Raw genomic sequence first — 19,159 nt, 5'->3', positions numbered from 1 at the left:
GTTCCCGTTTTTTTATGACTTAAATTTCCTTACAAAGAAGTTTAGAATGGAATAAAGATATGAGTATTTGTTATAATGTACATACATTTGGTGTGGATAAGGAGTAATGCGATATGGAGAACGAAAAAGAATCTGTAAAAGTACTTATAGTGGACGACGAGCAGGACATCAGAACGCTGCTCAATATATATCTCAAGAGACTTGGATACGATGTTGTGGAGGCTGCCGATGGAGTTGAGGCTGTCGAGACCGTGCGTGCGGACAAGGACATCGATCTCATAGTTATGGACATAATGATGCCAAAGCTTTCAGGTACTGAGGCATGCCAGCAGATCAGAGAGTTTTCATCTATCCCAGTCCTCTTCTTGACGGCGAAGACGAAGGAGCCGGATCAGAACGAGGCATACGATGTGGGTGGCGATGATTTCCTGGCAAAGCCATTCACCCAGAGCGAGTTTAACCGCAAGGTGAATGCTCTTATCAGAAGATACAAGGTGTACCGCGGAAAATCAGAGACCGATCCAAAGAATATCTCAGTCGGCAATATAAATATTGACTCATTTAAGAGGATTGTGATCAAGAACGGTGAGGTCATCAAGCTCACCGACAAGGAGTATGCACTTTTGTTCTTCCTGGTGGAGCACAGAGGAAAGCCATGGTCACTCGAGGCACTCTACGAGAATATATGGCAGGAGAAGTATCTTCCTTCATCTTCCAATACGGTCATGGTACACATACTCAGACTCAGACAGAAGATAGAGGACAACTCAGCGCAGCCTGAGATCATTAGGACCATATATGGAAAGGGATATCAGGTAGACTGATATGAAGATGCCATTTAAGCGGACACTCAGGGTAAAGCTGTTTGTGATCATACTGCTTGGGCTAATATTGTCCATATCGGCTTTTTTTGCAGGAACATTTGCACTGAACAGCTACATGAAAAATGTATACATGAGTGACACGAATACACAGAAGAGATCCGCCAGACAGATCCAGAGCTTTGCTTCATATGTGACCAGCCATTCCATAAAGGCTACGGATACGCAGGCACTCAGGGCATGGCAGGAGCAGCACGACAATGTGTACATACTGATTTATAACAACAATGATATAGTATTCGACTCTGACTGGATGATAGAGAAGAAGGGCGCATACAAATATGTCATAACGAATTCGGAGACTGGTGAGATAATCATTCTGTTACAGGACAACTATGGAAATATCAGAAAGATCAAGAGGAAGGCATCCTCGAGCAGCGAATCCCAGAAGAAATCCGATGCGGTGACCGCGGATGAGGGAGCTTACTACGGCAATTCCAGCATGCCGCGAGGAGACCTCAATGAATTTGACTACGATTTCTATCCTGTGCTATTCAAGGATGGAGTGTTTGATGTCTGCATAGTTGACTATTCGGATGATACGATCAAGGATGTCGGAGAGATAGCGATATTTGTCATATGCTGTATCCTGTTCATCGGTGTGATAATAGTCTATTTCGGAAGAGAGATAGGCAGAATGAGACGCCTCACAAATGAGGTCATGGATATCAAGGATGTGGATATCAATGGGCCGATAACAATACACGGTCAGGATGAGATCTGTATGCTGGCGGAGAATGTAGACACCATGAGGCAGACCATTATTGAGCAGCTCAGCAGGGAGCGTGAGGCATGGCAGGCGAACAGTGATCTGGTCACAGCCATGGCCCATGATATAAGAACTCCGCTCACAGTCATGGCGGGATATCTGGAGCTCATGCAGAACAAGGAGTATTCATCCCAGAAGGAGCTTGACGAATACATAAGGATAAGTGCTGAGAAGGCGGAGCAGCTCAGGACGATGTCGGACAAGATGTTCAGATACTTCTATGTATATTCAAAGGGCGGTGAGGATCTCAACATGGAGATGTTCCCGGCGGGGCCGTTCCTTGACCAGATGCTTGGAGAGTATGTTGTGCTCCTGGGCGAGAATGGATATCAGTTCGACATTGATATCTCGGACAAGGAAGCCGAAATTTACGTTGATCTTCAGGGTATGAAGAGGATAACCGACAATGTATTTACCAACATCAGAAAGTATTCGGACAAGTCCAAAACTATAGATATAAGGGTATATATAGACCGGAGAAAGGTAAGAATTTATTTCAGAAATTATATAAATCCAGAAGGTGGCAAGGCGGAGAGCACACACATAGGAACATTGACATGTCAGAAGATGGCGGAGGAGATGAATGGATCATTCACGACCTGCAGAAAGGGCAAGGTGTATGAGGCGACACTTACACTGCCTAACATGTTGGATAACGATGACTCACATGTTCCGACTCAGGGACTTACAGCTATACTGTCACGCAAATAATAAACGGAGATCCTCTGTACACAGTTCAGAGAATCTCCGTTTTTGTACATAGAAAAAAGCAATGCTACACATTATACCGATAGAGGAAAAAACAGGAGGAACAGATATGAATATATTATTTTATGATACAAAGCGTTATGACATGGAGTCGTTCGATGCGATAAAAGATCAGTACGACAAGCTGACCATAGATTATGTGGACACAGATCTGTCGGTGAAGACCGCAAGACTTGCAAAGGGGTATGACGCCATATGTGCATTTGTCAGCTCGGATGTGAGTGCACCCGTTGTGAATGCGCTGAGTGATGCAGGCGTGAAGCTTATACTGATGAGATGCGCGGGCTTCAACAACGTGGATATGGATGCGGCAAAAAAATGCGGTATAACTGTGATGAGGGTTCCGGGCTATTCGCCTGAGGCTGTGGCGGAGCATGCGATGGCACTTGCCATGGCGGTGAACAGGAGACTGCACAAGAGCTATATAAAGGTGAGGGAGAACAACTTCAGTCTGGTCGGACTTACAGGCATGAACTTCTACGGCAAGACAGCCGGTATCGTCGGAACCGGTAAGATCGGGGCTGCCATGGCGAGGATATGTCATGGATTTGGAATGGATGTGATCGCTTACGATATGTATAAGAATCCGGACCTTGATTTTGTCAGATATGTGGAGCTCCCTGAGCTTCTGGCGGGATCTGATCTTATATCGCTTCACTGTCCGCTGACCGACGAGACCTACCATATGATAAATGAAGAGACCATTGGCATGATGAAGGATCACGTGATCCTGGTGAATACCTCCAGAGGTGCACTCATCAAGACCGACGATCTCATAGCTGGGATCAGAAGCAGAAAATTCTTCGGAATCGGGCTGGATGTATACGAGGAGGAGACTCCAAATGTATTTGAGAACAGGGAGGATGACATACTGGAGTCCTCGATCACTGCGAGACTGTTGTCATTTCCAAATGTGATAGTGACGTCTCATCAGGGATTCCTTACAGAGGAGGCACTGGAGGCGATAAGCAGGACCACTCTGGACAATGCCATGGATTTCCTTAATGGGTCTGTAAATGAATCGAATATTGTGTTATGATGTGATGACAGGATATTGTGAGAGAAATTGAGGTTGACTATATGAATATAAATGAGGTTTTTAGCGGGCTTGATAAGCTGTTCGCAGAGAACAGACTACCGGAGGTGGAGAGATACCTTACCCAGGCACTCAGCGATGCTGAATATGAAAAGGATACTGATTCCATGCTTGCGATATACAATGAGCTTATCGGTTTTCACCGCACCACGGGAGAACACGACAAGGCACTGTATTTTTGCAGGCAGGTCATGAGGCTCGCTCATAAGATGGGGATTGAAGATACAGTTCCATATGGAACCGCTCTCATGAATATTGCAAATGAGAACAGGGCTGCAGGTAACCTGTTGGAAGCCCTGTCCTATTGCAGGAAGGTGTATGACATATATTCGGAGCAGCTCGGTCCATATGATATATTGCTGGCGGGTTATTATAACAACGTGGCGCTCATTTATCAGGAGCTTGGCGATTACGACAAGGCTGTTGATGCACTGGAGCACGCGCTCAGCATCATAGAAAGACATGAGAATGCCGGTACGGAGATTGTTGCCACATATGCCAATCTCGGCGAGAGCCTTCTCAGGGCAGGTCGGCTCAAGGAAGCTCAGGACAAGCTGACGGAGGCGGTGCGCAGATATCAGCTCAAGGGTGTCAGAGGATATCACTACAGTGCTGCGCTGTCTGCTGTTGCAGAGGTGTGGTACAGACAGGAGGACTACCAGCAGGCACTCAAATTTTATCAGCTTGCGGCAGAAGAACTCTACAGTGTCTATGGGGACAATGATACATACAGAGTTATAATGAATAATATAGAGACGGTAAAGGCGAAGCTTCAGCAGCAATGATAACAGGGAGGAAGTGGAAGAGCTTCCTCCCTGTTGCGTATGTAGACAGATAATCTGAAGGATGGGAGAACGAGATGAATTATAATGACAAGGTAATGGACGTTATAGATGAGGTGAAGAAGGTCGTCATAGGCAAGGATGTGTGTATTGCCAAGATAATGGCGGCGATAATCGCAGGCGGTAACATTCTCATGGACGATGTACCGGGAGTCGGCAAGACGACGATGGCTCTTGCATTTGCAAATGCAATGGGGCTCCAGAACAAGAGAGTCCAGTTTACACCGGATGTCCTTCCGGGAGATATAACGGGATTTACGATGTACGACAAGGCGACAAATCAGTTTGTGTACAGACCGGGTGCGGTTATGTGCAATCTGTTCCTCGCAGATGAGATAAACAGAACATCTCCAAAGACACAGTCGGCACTTCTCGAGGTTATGGAGGAGGGGCATGTGACTGTGGATGGAGTGACATATCAGGTTCCGGATCCATTTATAGTAATTGCCACGGAGAACCCTATCGGCAGTGCCGGAACACAGCTTCTTCCTGATTCCCAGCTCGACAGATTTATGGTGTGCCTTAAGCTGGGATATCCATCCATAGAGAGCGAACTGGATATAGTTAAGGGAAGGACCTCCGCTGATGGCTTTCAGGATGTACAGCCTGTAATAGGTGCATCTGAGCTGCGGCTTATCAGGGAGGAAGTAAAGCATGTCAAGGTCAGTGATGACGTGTATTCTTATATAGGCCAGCTTGTTGTTGGAACCAGAGAGAATCCAAGCCTTGAGCTAGGAGTGAGTCCAAGAGGAACGATAGCCCTCACCAAGATGGCGAAGAGCTGGGCATATATAAGCGGGAGAGATTTTGTCATACCTGAGGATGTGCAGATGGTGTGGACGGACGTCATAAGACACAGGATAGTCTTAAGTGCCAAGGCAAGGGTGAACCACATAACACAGGAGGCTGTGCTCAAGGACATAATGGAGAGGGTGTACAAACCGTCGGTTAGACGAAGAAGTTCGGCGAAAAAGTAGCATGAGATTTGGAAGCGTGTAGTGGTAGGATGTCGTATGAGACGAGGAATATTGTATATTGTCCTGATAGGGGCATGTGTATATATAGGAATAATCAATAAAGAAAAATCATACTTTTTCGCAGCGGTGATCATGACTGCTGTCATGCTGAGTCTTATAGCCGGGCTGATCGTGCGATACATAAGAACCAGTGTTAAGATGCAGATGAATATACCTGTGGTTGAGAAGAACAGTACATTTTGTCCGGAACTTGCGGTATCTGCCACCGGTGGTCAGGTACCCCATGTGGCAGCGGTGTTCAGTGTTCTTGCTCCGGGTATGAAGAAAAAGAGGAAGAGTACATTTGAACAGATAGATGACAGGTATGGAAAGTGCGTGGGAAAGATGAAGCTGGATGTCAGCGGAAGATACGAGATAAAGGCATCGGGCGTCAGGATATATGATGCTTTCCATATTTTCTCAATCAGGAAAAAGGTTGGTGGAACGGCGTACATTTACGTATTGCCTCAGTGCTATCTTGTTCCGGTGGAGGTCACGAAGAACACAAGAGATTTTGTGACGGACAGTGATGTATATTATTCGGATGTGAGAAGCGATGACTCGACCGAGGTGTATCAGGTGAGAGAGTACAGACCTGGAGACAGGATGACCCGTATCCACTGGAAGTTGTCGGCCAGACAGGATGAGATAATGGTCAGGGATACATCAAAGGCATTGTCGTGTCCGGTCATCATCTGTATGGATCTCGATGGAAGAAACTGCCGTCACTATGGACAGGCAATGTCTGTTGCGCTGGAATCCATGGTATCGGTGAGCTTTTCACTGATAGATGTTAAAGTCCCTCACTTTATAGCGTGGTATGATCCGGAGGAGATGTCCATAACGAGATACCGCATAGTCCGTGAGGAGGATGTGTACGATGCCGCTGCAAGGTTGTCGTATGTGGATGCCAGGACAAATGACAGCTACGATGTGATAGGAATGTACAGAGAGAGATACAGAGGTGAGGATTTCACAAGCTTCATCGACATAGACATGAATGGCAATATAGAGTGTGGAGATGAAAGTTTTCAGGTGGGATTTGAAACCATAAAGGAGGATCTTGCAAAATCCTATATCACGGTGTAGATTCTCCAGGCATCATCATAGAATTACAGAGGTGTGGAATTGAGAGTTGTTTTGGGACTGGCTGTATGGGCGTTGTCGCTTGGTATGACATACCTTGTGGGCGATATCGCATACAGCTCGGATATAAATAAATATATGGACTCCACCAATCTTGTGGGTGCGTATATCATAGGAAGTCTGGTGATAGCACTGGTTTATTCTCTGTGGTACATTTTGAGAAAAGAACAGAGGATACTGGATATTGTGGTTCCGGTTACTGTGTTGCTGGGATGGGGGCTTGCCAGAAGAAAGCTGCTCTATGCCGGAGGAAAGGGCATGGTATACAGCATAGCATATGATCTGAAAAAGGTTTATGGGATAAAGACAGGACTCATAGATCTTGACTATGTCAGCGTGAGTGCTGTGACGGAATTTGTGCTTTTTATAGTGGCGGTGTCAATGTTCTTTGCCACTTATATGATATACAGGTGTAACAGTCTGATGATAGCTATCGGACTTGCATTTTTGTTTATGCTTGCTGGCGCAACACTCAGTGTACCTGTGAGTGCACCCGGAGTAGTGCTTACTGTATTGTCACTTATCGTGGCGAGATATGTTCTCATGAGAATGGGGCAGCCGCTGTCGGTGGTGTGGAACATTGCAGTTCCTGTGACGGTATTTGCCGCGTGCCTTGTTGTCACCCTTCTTGTATATGACAGCGTATACGACAGAGGTGTGAAGGAACAAGGGAAACTGCTCGACATGGTGGACAACATGGAATATTTTCTGTCGGGGGAAAGTAACAAAGGATATTCAGGTTACTATAAGGTGGATGATTCTGAGGTCAATCCCGGTGATGAAGTTGTGGATGAGATAATCAGGGAGGATAAGCCTCAGGGAAATCTCTACGTCAAGTCGAGAAGCTATGTTACATATGAGAATGGGTCGTGGCACGGAAGGGCGGATGGACACAGCCCTGATGATGAGGTCATGGTGTATTATGATAAGGATACATTTGCAAGATACGAATCAGAGATACAGGGATATGCGCCAGATAAGAAGTTTTCCAATGAGGTCATGGACAAACTGGTGACATATATAAGACAGCATATGTCATATACCACAGCACCAAAGAAATTTACCGATGGTGAGGATCCGGTCAACAGTGCGATGTATGACGTTCATGAGGGATATTGTGTTCACTTTGCTTCTGCGGCGGCGGTGGGCTTCAGGATACTGGGAATCTCCACCGTGTATAATACGGGTTATGTGGTGCCGTCGTCTGCGTGGATAAAGCAGTCGGATGGAACATACCGTGCGGTGGTTCTGGATAAATACAGTCATGCGTGGATTGAAGCGTACAGTGAGGATGCCGGTGACTGGGTGATCGTGGATGCCACACCGCTTGGAGACAGGGCGGATACTTTGGGGATACCGAAGGAACCGGATTACAGCGGTGATAATACTGCGGACAATTCATCGGATGATACAGAGAAGCCGGAGACTTCTGAGGAGACTTCAAGTCCGGATGTAACAACGGAAGCGACAACTGATTCGACAACCCAGATGTCAGAGAATACAGAAGTCACTACGGAGACGGATGGTGATTCTTCAAATGGCACAGGAGAAAATGGTAATCAGGTCGATGTCCCGAATGATGGCAGTGGAGATGCGCAGTCGGGATCACCAGGGGATGCCGGGGATGGTCTGTCGGAGCTTGTACAGAACAGAGTGTTCAGAACAGTAGTTGTTGTGCTTGCCGTGATACTGATATTGTGGGGCGTAGTCATCTTCAGAAGAAGGACGATAGTTGCGCGCAGGAGACGCAGGCTTGTAGGAAGAAACAGGATATCAGCTATATACGAGATGTCCACGGCGATGTATGATATGATGGTGTTTTCTGGTGCCATACAGAACGTCAGTGAGAACGACACGGAGTATGCCGACACTGTCACGGAGTCGTGCAGCTTTATAAAGGGCGATGAGTTCACAGAGTTTATAAAATGGGTTCAGGCTGCTGTATACGGACGCGTTGAGCCGGATGACAGGCAGATCGCGGCTGCCAGAAAGCTGTATACAAAGGTAAGGGCATACACATATCTTGGCCTTGGGTTCAAGGACAGATTTGTGTGGAAGTATGTAAAGTGTTACGACTGCGGAGGACGCAGAAGGAAGAGATAACATAATTTGTCACGAAAGAAGTAGTATTTAAGATGGAATTTAGAAAAGGGTTAAAGGATGGAATACCGATAGCACTGGGGTATTTCGCAGTAAGTTTTAGTTTTGGTCTGCTGGCGGTAAAGGGCGGACTCACAAGTTTTCAGGCGGTCATCATAAGCCTGACAAATGTAACCAGTGCGGGACAGTTTGCAGGACTCAAGATTATCCTTGCAGGGGGAACGCTGGTTGAGATGATACTCACCCAGTTCATAATCAATCTGAGATATTCTCTCATGAGCCTGTCACTTTCACAGAAGCTTGGGGAGGCAGTTGGAATCAAGGAGAGACTCGTAATAGCATTTGCAAATACTGACGAGATATTTGCGGTGGCGATGGGCCATGTGAAGGAATTGACATTTGGGTATATGATAGGACTTCAGATCCTTCCGATAGTCGGCTGGACGGGCGGAACGCTGTTCGGTGCGGTGGCATCCGGGATCCTTCCGAAGTCCATCAGCAGCGCATTAAGCTTGGCACTCTACGGAATGTTCGTCGCCATAGTCATGCCGGTCGCTAAGAAATCGAGACCGGTTGCCATAGTGGCACTTGTGGCTGCTGCCATATCATGCGTGTTGTATTACGTTCCGATATTCAAGTTTATATCGACGGGAATTGCCATAATCATAAGCACGGTGGCAGCCTCTGTGATAGGGGCTATATTCTTCCCAGTGGGAACTGCTGAGAAAAAGGAGGTGCAGTGATGAATATATACATATATATAATAACCATGGCGGTCGTCACTTACCTCATAAGAATGGTGCCGCTGGTGGCGTTCCGCAAGAAGATAGAGAACAGATTTGTCAATTCATTCCTCTACTATGTGCCGTATTCATGTCTCACGGCATTGACACTTCCGTCAATTTTATACAGTACGGAGAGTATCATAAGCGCTGTATGTGGATTTGTGGTAGCACTCATACTTGGAATCAAGCAGAAGGGGCTTATAGTTGTGGCTGCTGCGGCGTGTGTGACGGTGTTCGTGGTTGAGTGGATATTAAAACTGATGTAGAAATCTATGATGTCTGGAGATTTGGACCGGATGGCTGAATATGATAAAACGATAAGAAGGAGGTAAGCAGGAAATACCTGTGTATGATATATGAGATTTCCGAAATTTATAAAAAAGGGCGATGCGATAGGTTTCGTTGCGCCATCATTTGGCTGTGATACAGAGCCGTATAAGACTGCATTTGGCAGAGCGCAGGAGAACTTCAGGAATATGGGTTTTGGTATACAGATCGGGCCAAATTGTTATACCGGTGAGGGCATAGGAATCAGCAACAAGCCGGAGCTGTGTGGTCAGGAGATAAATGACTATTACACATCGGAGAAGAACGATGCACTCATATCCTGCGGCGGCGGAGAGCTCATGTGCGAGATACTTAACTATGTTGATTTTGACAGACTGAGGGCAGCAGATCCGAAGTGGTTTATGGGATATTCGGACAACACAAATCTCACATTCCTGCTCACGACATTGTGCGATACGGCGTCCATATATGGTCCGTGTGCGGCGGCATTTGGACAAGAGCCGTGGCACCGATCAGTTGCGGATGCTATGGCGGTCCTTCAGGGACAGAAACTGTCATTTGCCGGATATGACGGATGGGAGAAGGAATCCCTCAGGGATGAGGAACATCCATTCCTGCCATACAACATCACAGAGCCAAGAGTGATAAAGGGCTATCCTGAGAAGTTTCAGGTGAGCGGGCGAATGATAGGCGGCTGCATGGACTGTCTGGTGAACCTTATAGGAACAAAGTTTGACCATGTTGGCGAATTCCTTGAGAGATATAAGGATGATGGATTTATCTGGTTCCTCGAGTCCTGTGATCTGAACGTCATGTCCATAAGACGAGCCATGTGGCAGATGGACAACGGCGGATGGTTCAGATATTGTAAGGGCTTTATGATCGGCAGACCGCTGCAGTTCGGACAGGAGATGATGGGCCTTGATCAGTATCAGGCTGTGCTGGGGATCATAGGAAAATACAATGTGCCTGTCGTGATGGATGTGGATCTCGGACATCTGTCACCGATGATGCCTGTGGTATGCGGCAGCATGGGAACTCTTATGGTGGACGGCCAGGATATGAGTCTTTCCATGGAAATGAGGTAGAGAGAAGTCTGTTGGCTGTTTGATTGGCTGAAAAAGGCTGAAAATGGTTGAAAAAATAAAGGCAAAAAAATAAAAAATACTATTGTGAAAAAAAATATATCGTGCTACACTAGGTGGCAGATAAGACAAAGGCATAGACGGAAAGAGTAGTGTGGTGGATGCATCCAGAGAGAGCTGCATATGTGAATCGGACTCAGATATGAATCAGACGTGAGCCAGAACATATGGTGGGAGCAGCTTATGATATATCACATGAAGACCACTCCCGAGCCGTGCGCGATATAAGCGTCACCGCGTAGCTGCGTTAAAGGCATAATTGAGTTAAAAGTTAAGGTGGAAACGTGCATACGCACCCTTAGATAGATTATATCTAAGGGTGTTTTTTTAGTTGTTACATGCAATTTATTTTCACTTTATAAGAAGTAAGAAGGAGAACTGACATGGTTAATTTCAAAGAAGACGAACAGCTTAAGACACTGAATCATTCCTGTGCACATCTTATGGCACAGGCTATCAAGCATCTGTACCCACAGGCAAAGTTCTGGGTAGGACCGGTAGTTGCAGAAGGATTCTACTACGATGTAGATCTCGGCGATGACGTTATCAGAGGCGAGGAAGATCTCGCAGCCATCGAGAAAGAGATGAAGAAGGTTGCCAAGAGCGGCAAGAAGATCATCCGCAAGGAGATATCCAAGGAAGAAGCTCTTGAGATGTTCAAGGATGACGAGTACAAGCTCGATCTTATAAATGGACTTGAGGATGGAACGATCACATGCTATGAGCAGGGTGATTTCACAGACCTCTGCCGTGGACCTCACGTAGACAATGTAAAGCTTTGCCGTAACTTCAAGCTCATCAGACATTCAGGAGCTTACTGGAAGGGCGACAGCAAGAACAAGGTTCTCCAGAGAATATATGGTGTGTGCTTCCCTACAAAGGAGGAGCTTGAGGAGCATCTTCAGTTACTTGAGGAGGCAAAGGAGAGAGACCACAGAAAGATCGGCAAGGACATGCAGCTCTTCATGGTCGATGACCTTGTAGGACGTGGACTTCCAATGTTCCTTCCAAAGGGATATACAGTATGGCAGGAGCTTGAGAACTACATCAAGCGCAAGGAGAGAAAGCTTGGCTATCTCCACGTTATGACACCTTGTGTAGGTACAGTAAACCTCTACAAGACATCAGGTCACTGGGATCACTACAAGGACAACATGTTCCCGGCAATGGAGATGGAGGGAGAGTCATTTGTACTTCGTCCAATGAACTGCCCGCACCACATGATGATATATGCAAACAAGATGCACTCATATAAGGATCTTCCTATCAGGATCGCTGAGATCGCACACGACTTCAGATTTGAGGCAAGTGGTACACTCAAGGGTATTGAGAGAGGAAGACACTTCTGTCAGAACGATTCACATATATTTGTGACACCAGACCAGATCGAGGAAGAGTTTGCAGGAGTTGTTAAGCTCATATTTGACACATACAAGGATTTCGGAATCACAGATTACAGATGCGTACTGTCACTCCGTGACCCAGAGGACAAGGTAAAGTATCACGATGACGATGAGATGTGGAACAAAGCAGAGAATGCACTTAGAAAAGTTCTTGATGATATAGGAATCGATTACACAGAGGAGATCGGTGAGGCTGCATTCTACGGACCAAAGCTTGATGTAAATGTTAAGCCGGCCGTAGGAAATGAGTATACACTCTCGACATGTCAGCTCGACTTCTGTCTGCCAGCTAAGTTCGATCTGAAGTATATCGACAAGGACGGCGAGAAGAAGACACCTGTAGTTCTCCACAGAGCTATCCTTGGATCTCTCGACAGATTCATGGCTTACATCCTTGAGGAGACAAAGGGCAATCTGCCAACATGGCTTGCACCTGTACAGGTAAGAGTTATGCCTGTAAAGACAGACAACGAGGATCTTATGGCTTATGCTCACAAGGTTGTTGATGCCCTTGATGCCATCGACGTTCGTGTAGAGCTTGATGACAGAGCAGAGAAGCTTGGTTATCGTATGCGTGAGGGTCAGGTTCAGAAGGTTCCATACCTTCTCGTAATCGGATTCAATGAGGCTGAGAACGGAACAGTATCATACAGACTCCACGGTGAGGCTGACACAACAGTTCTTCCACTTGACGAGTTCGTACAGAAGATCGACACAGAGATCAAGACAATGGCTCACAAGTAAGAGCGAAAATTTTACACCACAGGTTCACTTACCCTGTCCGCAAGGACAGGGTATTATTTTTGTAAATAAATGCATAATTTGAGGGAGGTATATGATCTCTGTGAAAAATATGGTGAATAAATAGATAACAGGTATTATATGTACCGTGAGGAACACGGATTTGAGATGCCGGAAGATGTGTTCCCTGGGGATGGTGTAAGGCCGTATGTTGAGAAAGTTGTACGGATTTTGAAGTCAAAATATAAAAATATAACAAAAGCATGTATATATGAATCCCAGCTGCCCTGCTGGAAATCATATATACATGCTTTTATGCTTTGATATGGTAAATGTGCTTTAAATGCAATAGTTATCTGCCGCCTCAGGTCTTTCTGCCACAAGGTCAGCGATGGTGGTGGTGTCTACCACGTCCCGGATCGCTTTGTCCAGTCTGCGCCAGAGACCTATGGTGGAGCATCTTGCCTCGCGTTCGCACTGGAATTCATCTGCATCAAGGCACGCAACAGGAGATATGCCGCCCTCAGTGAGCCTTAAAACCATTCCAACAGTTATGTCCTCCGGTGCTTTCCTTAGAAGATAGCCTCCCTGCGGTCCTCTGGTGCTCTTCACCAGCCCGCCGGAGTTCAGCACAGAAGTGATCTGCTCAAGGTATTTCTCGGATATTTCCTCCTGTGCGGCAACATCCTTGATGCTCACGGGCTTGCCGTCTGTCCTCGATGCTATATTTATAAGAAAACGCAGAGCGTAACGCCCTTTTGTGGATACTTTCATAATATAAACCTCCCAAATGCCTGTATTTACTGATGATTTTACATCATTTACATGTCTATTATAACATCTGAAAAAAAACAATCAAGATAATTCATAAAAAACCTATTGACAAAGTGGGAATTAGGCTGTAATATACAGCTATGCTTAATTCATAGTTTCCGAGTAGGAATTGTGTGAAAAGTAACAATAATCACAGAAATGATACGATCAAGTCAAATTTCAAAGACGAAAATTGAGAAAGAGGTGTTGATATGCAGGGAAGTACATTTAAACCACAGTACCTTAACGAAGACAGACGAATGTGTTTCATAGAAGTCATGTGTTGCTGCTGTTAAAGCGAACACAGAACAAATAATCATGACACAGATATAAATAACAGATCATACATAATAGACAGAGAATAATAAAGAAGAGTATAATGCCACATGAGCTCATATACATGACAAGATGAATAGGCAGGTGCGCATGACAGATAAAATATTTGAATTTAAGGAGAATAAGATCATGGCAAAGAAGACAAGAGCAGAGAGAAATTTAAAGTTTGAGACATTACAGTTACACGTAGGACAGGAGACAGCAGACCCGGTTACAGATGCAAGAGCGGTACCAATCTACCAGACATCATCATTCGTATTCCACAACTCACAGCATGCAGCTGACAGATTTGCACTCAAGGATGCCGGCAACATCTACGGAAGACTTACAAATCCAACAGAGGATGTATTTGAGAGAAGAATCGCAGCCCTCGAGGGTGGCGTTGCAGCATTGGCAGTTGGCTCAGGCGCAGCAGCAGTTACATATACAATTCAGAACCTTGCACTTGCAGGAGACCATATCGTAGCAGCAAAGAATATCTACGGCGGAACATATAATCTCCTTGCACATACACTCAAGGATTACAATGTAGATACAACATTCGTTGATCCACTTGATCCACAGGCATTTGAGGATGCTATTCAGGAGAACACAAAGGCCCTCTACATCGAGGTTCTTGGAAATCCTAACTCAGAGGTTTCAGATATCGAGACAATTGCAAAGATCGCTCACGCACACAAGATTCCGCTTGTTATCGACAGCACATTTGCAACACCATATCTCGTAAGACCTATCGAGTACGGTGCGGACATCGTAGTTCACTCAGCGACAAAGTTTATCGGTGGACACGGAACAACTATCGGTGGTGTCATCATCGACAGCGGTAACTTCGACTGGAAGGCATCAGGCAAGTTTCCACAGCTCACTGAGCCAAATGAGAGCTACCACGGTGTAAGCTTTGTAGACGCAGCAGGTCCTGCAGCATTTGTCACAAGGATCAGAGCTATCCTTCTCCGTGACACAGGTGCTACGATCTCACCAATACACTCATGGATATTCCTTCAGGGACTTGAGACACTGTCACTCCGTGTTGAGAGACATGTATCAAATGCACTCAAGGTAGTTGAGTACCTGAACAACCATCCGCTTGTTGAGAAGGTAAATCACCCTTCAGTATCCACAGATCCTGAGCAGCAGAGACTGTACAAGAAGTACTTCCCTAACGGCGGTGGTTCGATCTTCACATTTGAGATCAAGGGTGACGCAGAGACAGCCAAGAAGTTCATTGACAATCTGGAGATATTCTCACTTCTTGCAAATGTCGCTGATGTTAAGTCACTGGCTATCCACCCGGCATCAACAACTCACTCAGAGCTGAACGAGGCGGAGCTTATCGACCAGGGAATCAAGCAGAACACTATCAGACTTTCAATCGGTACTGAGAACATAGACGATATCATCGAGGATCTTGACGAGGCATTCAAGGTAATTCAGGAGTAATATATTTGCGGTGCGGCTTGCGACAGATATACTTGGTTTTCGCACCGCAAATCATATATTAAAATTTTGCAGTTAGAAAGAGAGGTTTTATACAATGAGCAATATTTATAAGAGCGCAGCAGAGCTTATAGGTAAGACTCCACTTCTGGAGCTTTCAAACATAGAGAAGAAGAATAATCTCAAGGCAAATATCCTTGCAAAGCTTGAGTATTTCAACCCAGCAGGAAGTGTAAAGGACAGAATCGCATTCCAGATGATCGAGGATGCTGAGAAGGATGGAACACTTAAGCCGGGTGCAACCATCATCGAGCCTACATCAGGTAACACAGGTATCGGTCTTGCATCCATAGCAACAGCCAAGGGTTACAAGGCGATCATCGTTATGCCTGAGACCATGAGCGTTGAGAGACGTAACATCATCAAGGCATACGGTGCTGAGATAGTTCTCACAGATGGAACAAAGGGAATGAAGGGAGCCATCGCAAAGGCTGATGAGCTTTCAAAGGAGATCCCTGGCAGCTTTGTAGCTGGACAGTTCGTAAATCCATCCAATCCAAAGGCACACAGACTCACAACTGGTCCTGAAATCTGGGAGGATACAGACGGCAAGGTAGATGTATTTGTAGCCGGTATCGGAACAGGTGGAACTATCACAGGCGTTGGCGAGTATCTGAAGGAGAAGAATCCAGATGTAAAGGTCATCGCCGTTGAGCCTGCCACATCACCAGTCCTCTCAAAGGGCGTTTCAGGAGCACACAAGATACAGGGAATCGGTGCAGGATTTGTTCCTGACACACTTAACACAAAGGTATATGACGAGATCATCGCCGTTGAGAATGATGACGCATTTGTAGCAGCAAAGGAGATCGCATCAGCAGAGGGAATCCTCGTAGGAATCTCATCAGGTGCAGCTTACTTTGCAGCAAAGCAGATCGCAGAGCGCCCTGAGTATGCAGGCAAGAATATCGTAGTACTTCTTCCAGACAGTGGAGACAGATATTACTCAACTCCGTTATTCGGCTAAATGGATATATAGTAATTGCTGTGATATAGAATTTATATGAAAAAGCCACCACATCGTGTTTTGATGTGGTGGCTTTTTTTGAAAGTACCCTTAATTAGCTGCATAAATAGTATACAATTGGATAACCTTAAAACTGATAGAACTTTGAGGGGAAATGCCCTTAATTGAGTTGACTTTCCCTTAAAATGTGCTAATATTTAAGGGAAAAGGAGTAAATTAAGGGAATGAGAACTTTTAATTACAGTAAAATAAAAGAAGAAAAATGGGATTCTGAAGTGCTTGGACTCATAGCTGCAATATATAGATATGCAGGTAAACAGGAACTGTATTTAAGACAGCGTCCGGATGAACTGGATAAGCTTGTTGAGATAGCAAAGATCCAGAGCACGGAGGCGTCCAATGCCATAGAGGGTATAGTCACAACAAATACAAGAATAAAGCAGTTGGTTGAGGAGAAGACCACACCGAAGAACAGAGCCGAGGAAGAGATAGCAGGTTACAGGGATGTGCTGGGGATTATACATGAAAGCTTTGATGCAATACCTATAACTCAGAATTATATACTTCAGCTGCATAAGATGTTGTACAGTCATATGAATAACCCATTTGCAGGAAGAACAAAGACGGTGCAGAATTATATCAGCGCAACTTATCCTGATGGGCAAACGGAAGTCCTGTTCACGCCGATGGCTCCATTTGAGACACCGGAAGCGCTGGACAGGATATGTGGGGAATACAACAGGGTGATCGGTAATTTCGAGGTGGAGCCGCTGATCGTCATTCCTGTTTTCATACATGATTTTCTGTGCATACACCCGTTTAATGATGGCAATGGCAGAATGAGCAGACTGCTCACAACGCTTCTGCTATATAGAAGTGGATTCTATGTTGGAAAGTATATTTCTCTTGAGGCAAAGATAGCGGGGAATAAGGAGTTATATTATAAGTCGCTTGGGAAAGCGCAGGCAGGCTGGCATGAGGGCACGGAGGATGCGATTCCGTTTATAAAGTATCTCCTTGGAACGATACTTGCTGCTTATAAGGATTTTGATGAGCGCTTTGAAATCGTAGAGGAAAAGTTGCCGGCGATTGAGATGGTGCGAAAAGCAATACTGCTGAAAATAGGAAAGTTTACAAAGCAGGATATAATGGAACTTTGTCCGTCTCTCAGCATCAGTTCGGTAGAGGGAGCACTCAGAAAACTCGTAAAAGAGGGCGATATAGGCAGAGGCGGTACAGGCAAGTCTACCTATTATGTCAGAATGAAATAACAAATGCTTGTTTTTTTCACCTTAGCTTGTTAATCTATTGTACGAAACATGAGATCAGCCGCTAATTGCCGGTGCATTTGAGATGGTGGGCAGATTGGGATAAGACTGATCTGAATGAATTGATATTAGGGGAAAAGGGATATAAGACTATGAAAAAACTATCAGATAGACAGAAAACACTTATAAAATGGTTGTGTGTGCTGGTGCTGGTCGGACTTATCATATATGTGTTCCGTGACATGGCAGGCCCTATAATGTCGCAGCTTGTAAAGACAAGTCCTGTGGTCGTGGCAGCTATTCTAGGAGCGACACTTTTATACGGAGTGATAGAGAGCTGCATAACGTTTATCCTCATGCGACAGGTGGAGAATAATATGACATTTTTCGATGCAAATATTATGACGTATTTTGTGTCATTTTACAGGGTGTCAACGCTTGGGAGCGGTACCATAGTGGCATCCACATTGTTCATGAAACACTGCAGAATACAGCCGTCGAAAGCGCTTGGTCTGTACTCTATTGATTATGCGATACACAAGATGACCATATGTGTTATGGCGGTGGCATTGTTTCTTGCGAACAGAGAATATATGCTTGGAGTATTTGGCAAATACAGTTCATATGTTGTCCTCGGCGTTATAGCGACCATACTCATAACGATGGCGATAGTGCTCTTTGCGTGCTGGCCGCCGTTTCACAGATTCCTCAGATGGCTTCTTGAAAAAGCTGATGCTTTGTTTAAAGGACGATTTGCAAAGCAGATTGACAGTTTAAGTGGGCAGACAGCTATGATGGAGGATGCCACCAGGGTTGTACTTAAGAAACCGTGGCTTATAGTGGTAGTCATGCTGCTTGATATATGCAAGTTCGCGTGCTGGTTTGCCATACCTTATATAGTGTGTCACAACTTGTGTGATATGAATATTGTCACGTCAATAGGTATAACAGCCATGAGTGTCATGCTGGCGGCAGTCATTCCTATGCCGGGAGGAATCGGATCAAGTGAGCTTGTTATGACAGCAATCTATTCGGGACTTGTTGGTTCTGCTGCAGCCGGAGCCATGGCACTTCTCTATAGATTTGCCACATTCATGTTCCCTTTTATCATAGGTGCATTTACAGCCATATTCTTCAAGAGGTTCAAGAGATATAAGGCGGCGCAGAATGAAAAACAGGGAATCTAGTATGGCGATAGTATGGCGGATACAGACTCATAGCTGAACCGTTAAATGAGTTTATAAAGAACCGATATATATCAATGGTCAGCAAGATGCGTGGCAGGTGATATATATCGG

Annotated in this window: 16 protein-coding genes; 15 read left to right on the top strand and 1 reads right to left on the bottom strand. The window is 45.4% G+C overall.

Translation table 11 applies throughout. From position 1 onward, the window contains the following. Nucleotides 1–113: 113 nt before the first annotated feature. From DW025_RS03555 to thrS, 11 genes are all read left to right on the top strand, one after another. Complete coding sequence (locus DW025_RS03555; protein ID WP_015534035.1) at nucleotides 114–824, top strand: response regulator transcription factor; 711 nt, start codon at nucleotides 114–116, stop codon at nucleotides 822–824. A gap of 1 nt (nucleotide 825) precedes the next feature. Beyond that, nucleotides 826–2,361 carry a HAMP domain-containing sensor histidine kinase gene (locus tag DW025_RS03550; protein ID WP_119998732.1) on the top strand — a complete coding sequence of 512 codons (1,536 nt, stop codon included), beginning with the start codon at nucleotides 826–828 and terminating at the stop codon, nucleotides 2,359–2,361. Nucleotides 2,362–2,467: 106 nt separating this feature from the next. Further along, a complete protein-coding gene (locus tag DW025_RS03545) occupies nucleotides 2,468–3,457 on the top strand; it encodes a 2-hydroxyacid dehydrogenase (protein ID WP_015534033.1) in 990 nt (329 codons plus the stop codon). A gap of 41 nt (nucleotides 3,458–3,498) precedes the next feature. Continuing rightward, nucleotides 3,499–4,299 (top strand): tetratricopeptide repeat protein, encoded by an 801-nt coding sequence (locus DW025_RS03540; RefSeq protein WP_015534032.1) that lies wholly within the window; start codon nucleotides 3,499–3,501, stop codon nucleotides 4,297–4,299. Between the two features lie 74 nt (nucleotides 4,300–4,373). Continuing rightward, nucleotides 4,374–5,333 carry an AAA family ATPase gene (locus tag DW025_RS03535; RefSeq protein ID WP_015534031.1) on the top strand — a complete coding sequence of 320 codons (960 nt, stop codon included), beginning with the start codon at nucleotides 4,374–4,376 and terminating at the stop codon, nucleotides 5,331–5,333. Nucleotides 5,334–5,369: 36 nt separating this feature from the next. Then, nucleotides 5,370–6,461 (top strand): DUF58 domain-containing protein, encoded by a 1,092-nt coding sequence (locus DW025_RS03530; RefSeq protein WP_119998730.1) that lies wholly within the window; start codon nucleotides 5,370–5,372, stop codon nucleotides 6,459–6,461. A 39-nt stretch (nucleotides 6,462–6,500) separates the two neighbouring features. Continuing rightward, a complete protein-coding gene (locus tag DW025_RS03525; protein ID WP_119998728.1) occupies nucleotides 6,501–8,621 on the top strand; it encodes a transglutaminase-like domain-containing protein in 2,121 nt (706 codons plus the stop codon). 32 nt (nucleotides 8,622–8,653) lie between these two features. After that, nucleotides 8,654–9,361, top strand: coding sequence for an AzlC family ABC transporter permease (locus tag DW025_RS03520; protein ID WP_117551158.1), 708 nt, complete (start codon nucleotides 8,654–8,656; stop codon nucleotides 9,359–9,361). Beyond that, nucleotides 9,361–9,669, top strand: a complete 309-nt coding sequence (locus tag DW025_RS03515; protein ID WP_055147111.1) for an AzlD domain-containing protein — start codon at nucleotides 9,361–9,363, stop codon at nucleotides 9,667–9,669. The genes DW025_RS03520 and DW025_RS03515 overlap by 1 nt, the downstream gene beginning before the upstream one ends. 90 nt (nucleotides 9,670–9,759) lie before the next feature. Continuing rightward, nucleotides 9,760–10,779 (top strand): S66 family peptidase, encoded by a 1,020-nt coding sequence (locus tag DW025_RS03510; RefSeq protein WP_119998726.1) that lies wholly within the window; start codon nucleotides 9,760–9,762, stop codon nucleotides 10,777–10,779. Nucleotides 10,780–11,219: 440 nt separating this feature from the next. Then, nucleotides 11,220–12,983, top strand: coding sequence for a threonine--tRNA ligase (thrS, locus tag DW025_RS03505; protein WP_022216928.1), 1,764 nt, complete (start codon nucleotides 11,220–11,222; stop codon nucleotides 12,981–12,983). Between the two features lie 336 nt (nucleotides 12,984–13,319). On the opposite strand, the gene DW025_RS03495 is transcribed toward thrS, so the two are convergent. Beyond that, nucleotides 13,320–13,754, bottom strand: a complete 435-nt coding sequence (locus DW025_RS03495; RefSeq protein ID WP_015534027.1) for an RrF2 family transcriptional regulator — start codon at nucleotides 13,752–13,754, stop codon at nucleotides 13,320–13,322. A 504-nt stretch (nucleotides 13,755–14,258) separates the two neighbouring features. Here DW025_RS03495 and DW025_RS03490 point away from each other — a divergent pair. The 4 genes from DW025_RS03490 (at nucleotide 14,259) to DW025_RS03475 (ending at nucleotide 19,048) form a co-directional block, all read left to right on the top strand. After that, nucleotides 14,259–15,569, top strand: coding sequence for an O-acetylhomoserine aminocarboxypropyltransferase/cysteine synthase family protein (locus DW025_RS03490; protein WP_119998923.1), 1,311 nt, complete (start codon nucleotides 14,259–14,261; stop codon nucleotides 15,567–15,569). 94 nt (nucleotides 15,570–15,663) lie between these two features. Then, nucleotides 15,664–16,593: a cysteine synthase A gene (gene cysK, locus DW025_RS03485; RefSeq protein WP_119998723.1), complete on the top strand. Its 930-nt coding sequence runs from the start codon at nucleotides 15,664–15,666 to the stop codon at nucleotides 16,591–16,593. A 224-nt stretch (nucleotides 16,594–16,817) separates the two neighbouring features. Then, nucleotides 16,818–17,864, top strand: coding sequence for a Fic family protein (locus tag DW025_RS03480; protein ID WP_119998721.1), 1,047 nt, complete (start codon nucleotides 16,818–16,820; stop codon nucleotides 17,862–17,864). A gap of 149 nt (nucleotides 17,865–18,013) precedes the next feature. Then, nucleotides 18,014–19,048, top strand: coding sequence for a lysylphosphatidylglycerol synthase transmembrane domain-containing protein (locus DW025_RS03475; RefSeq protein ID WP_117874825.1), 1,035 nt, complete (start codon nucleotides 18,014–18,016; stop codon nucleotides 19,046–19,048). The last annotated feature ends 111 nt before the right edge of the window (nucleotides 19,049–19,159 follow it).

Origin of the sequence: Coprococcus sp. AF38-1, from assembly GCF_003603945.1 — a bacterium.
In the GTDB taxonomy this organism is placed as follows: Bacteria; Bacillota; Clostridia; order Lachnospirales; family Lachnospiraceae; genus Coprococcus; species Coprococcus aceti.
This window is presented reverse-complemented; position numbering and strand designations above follow the sequence as displayed.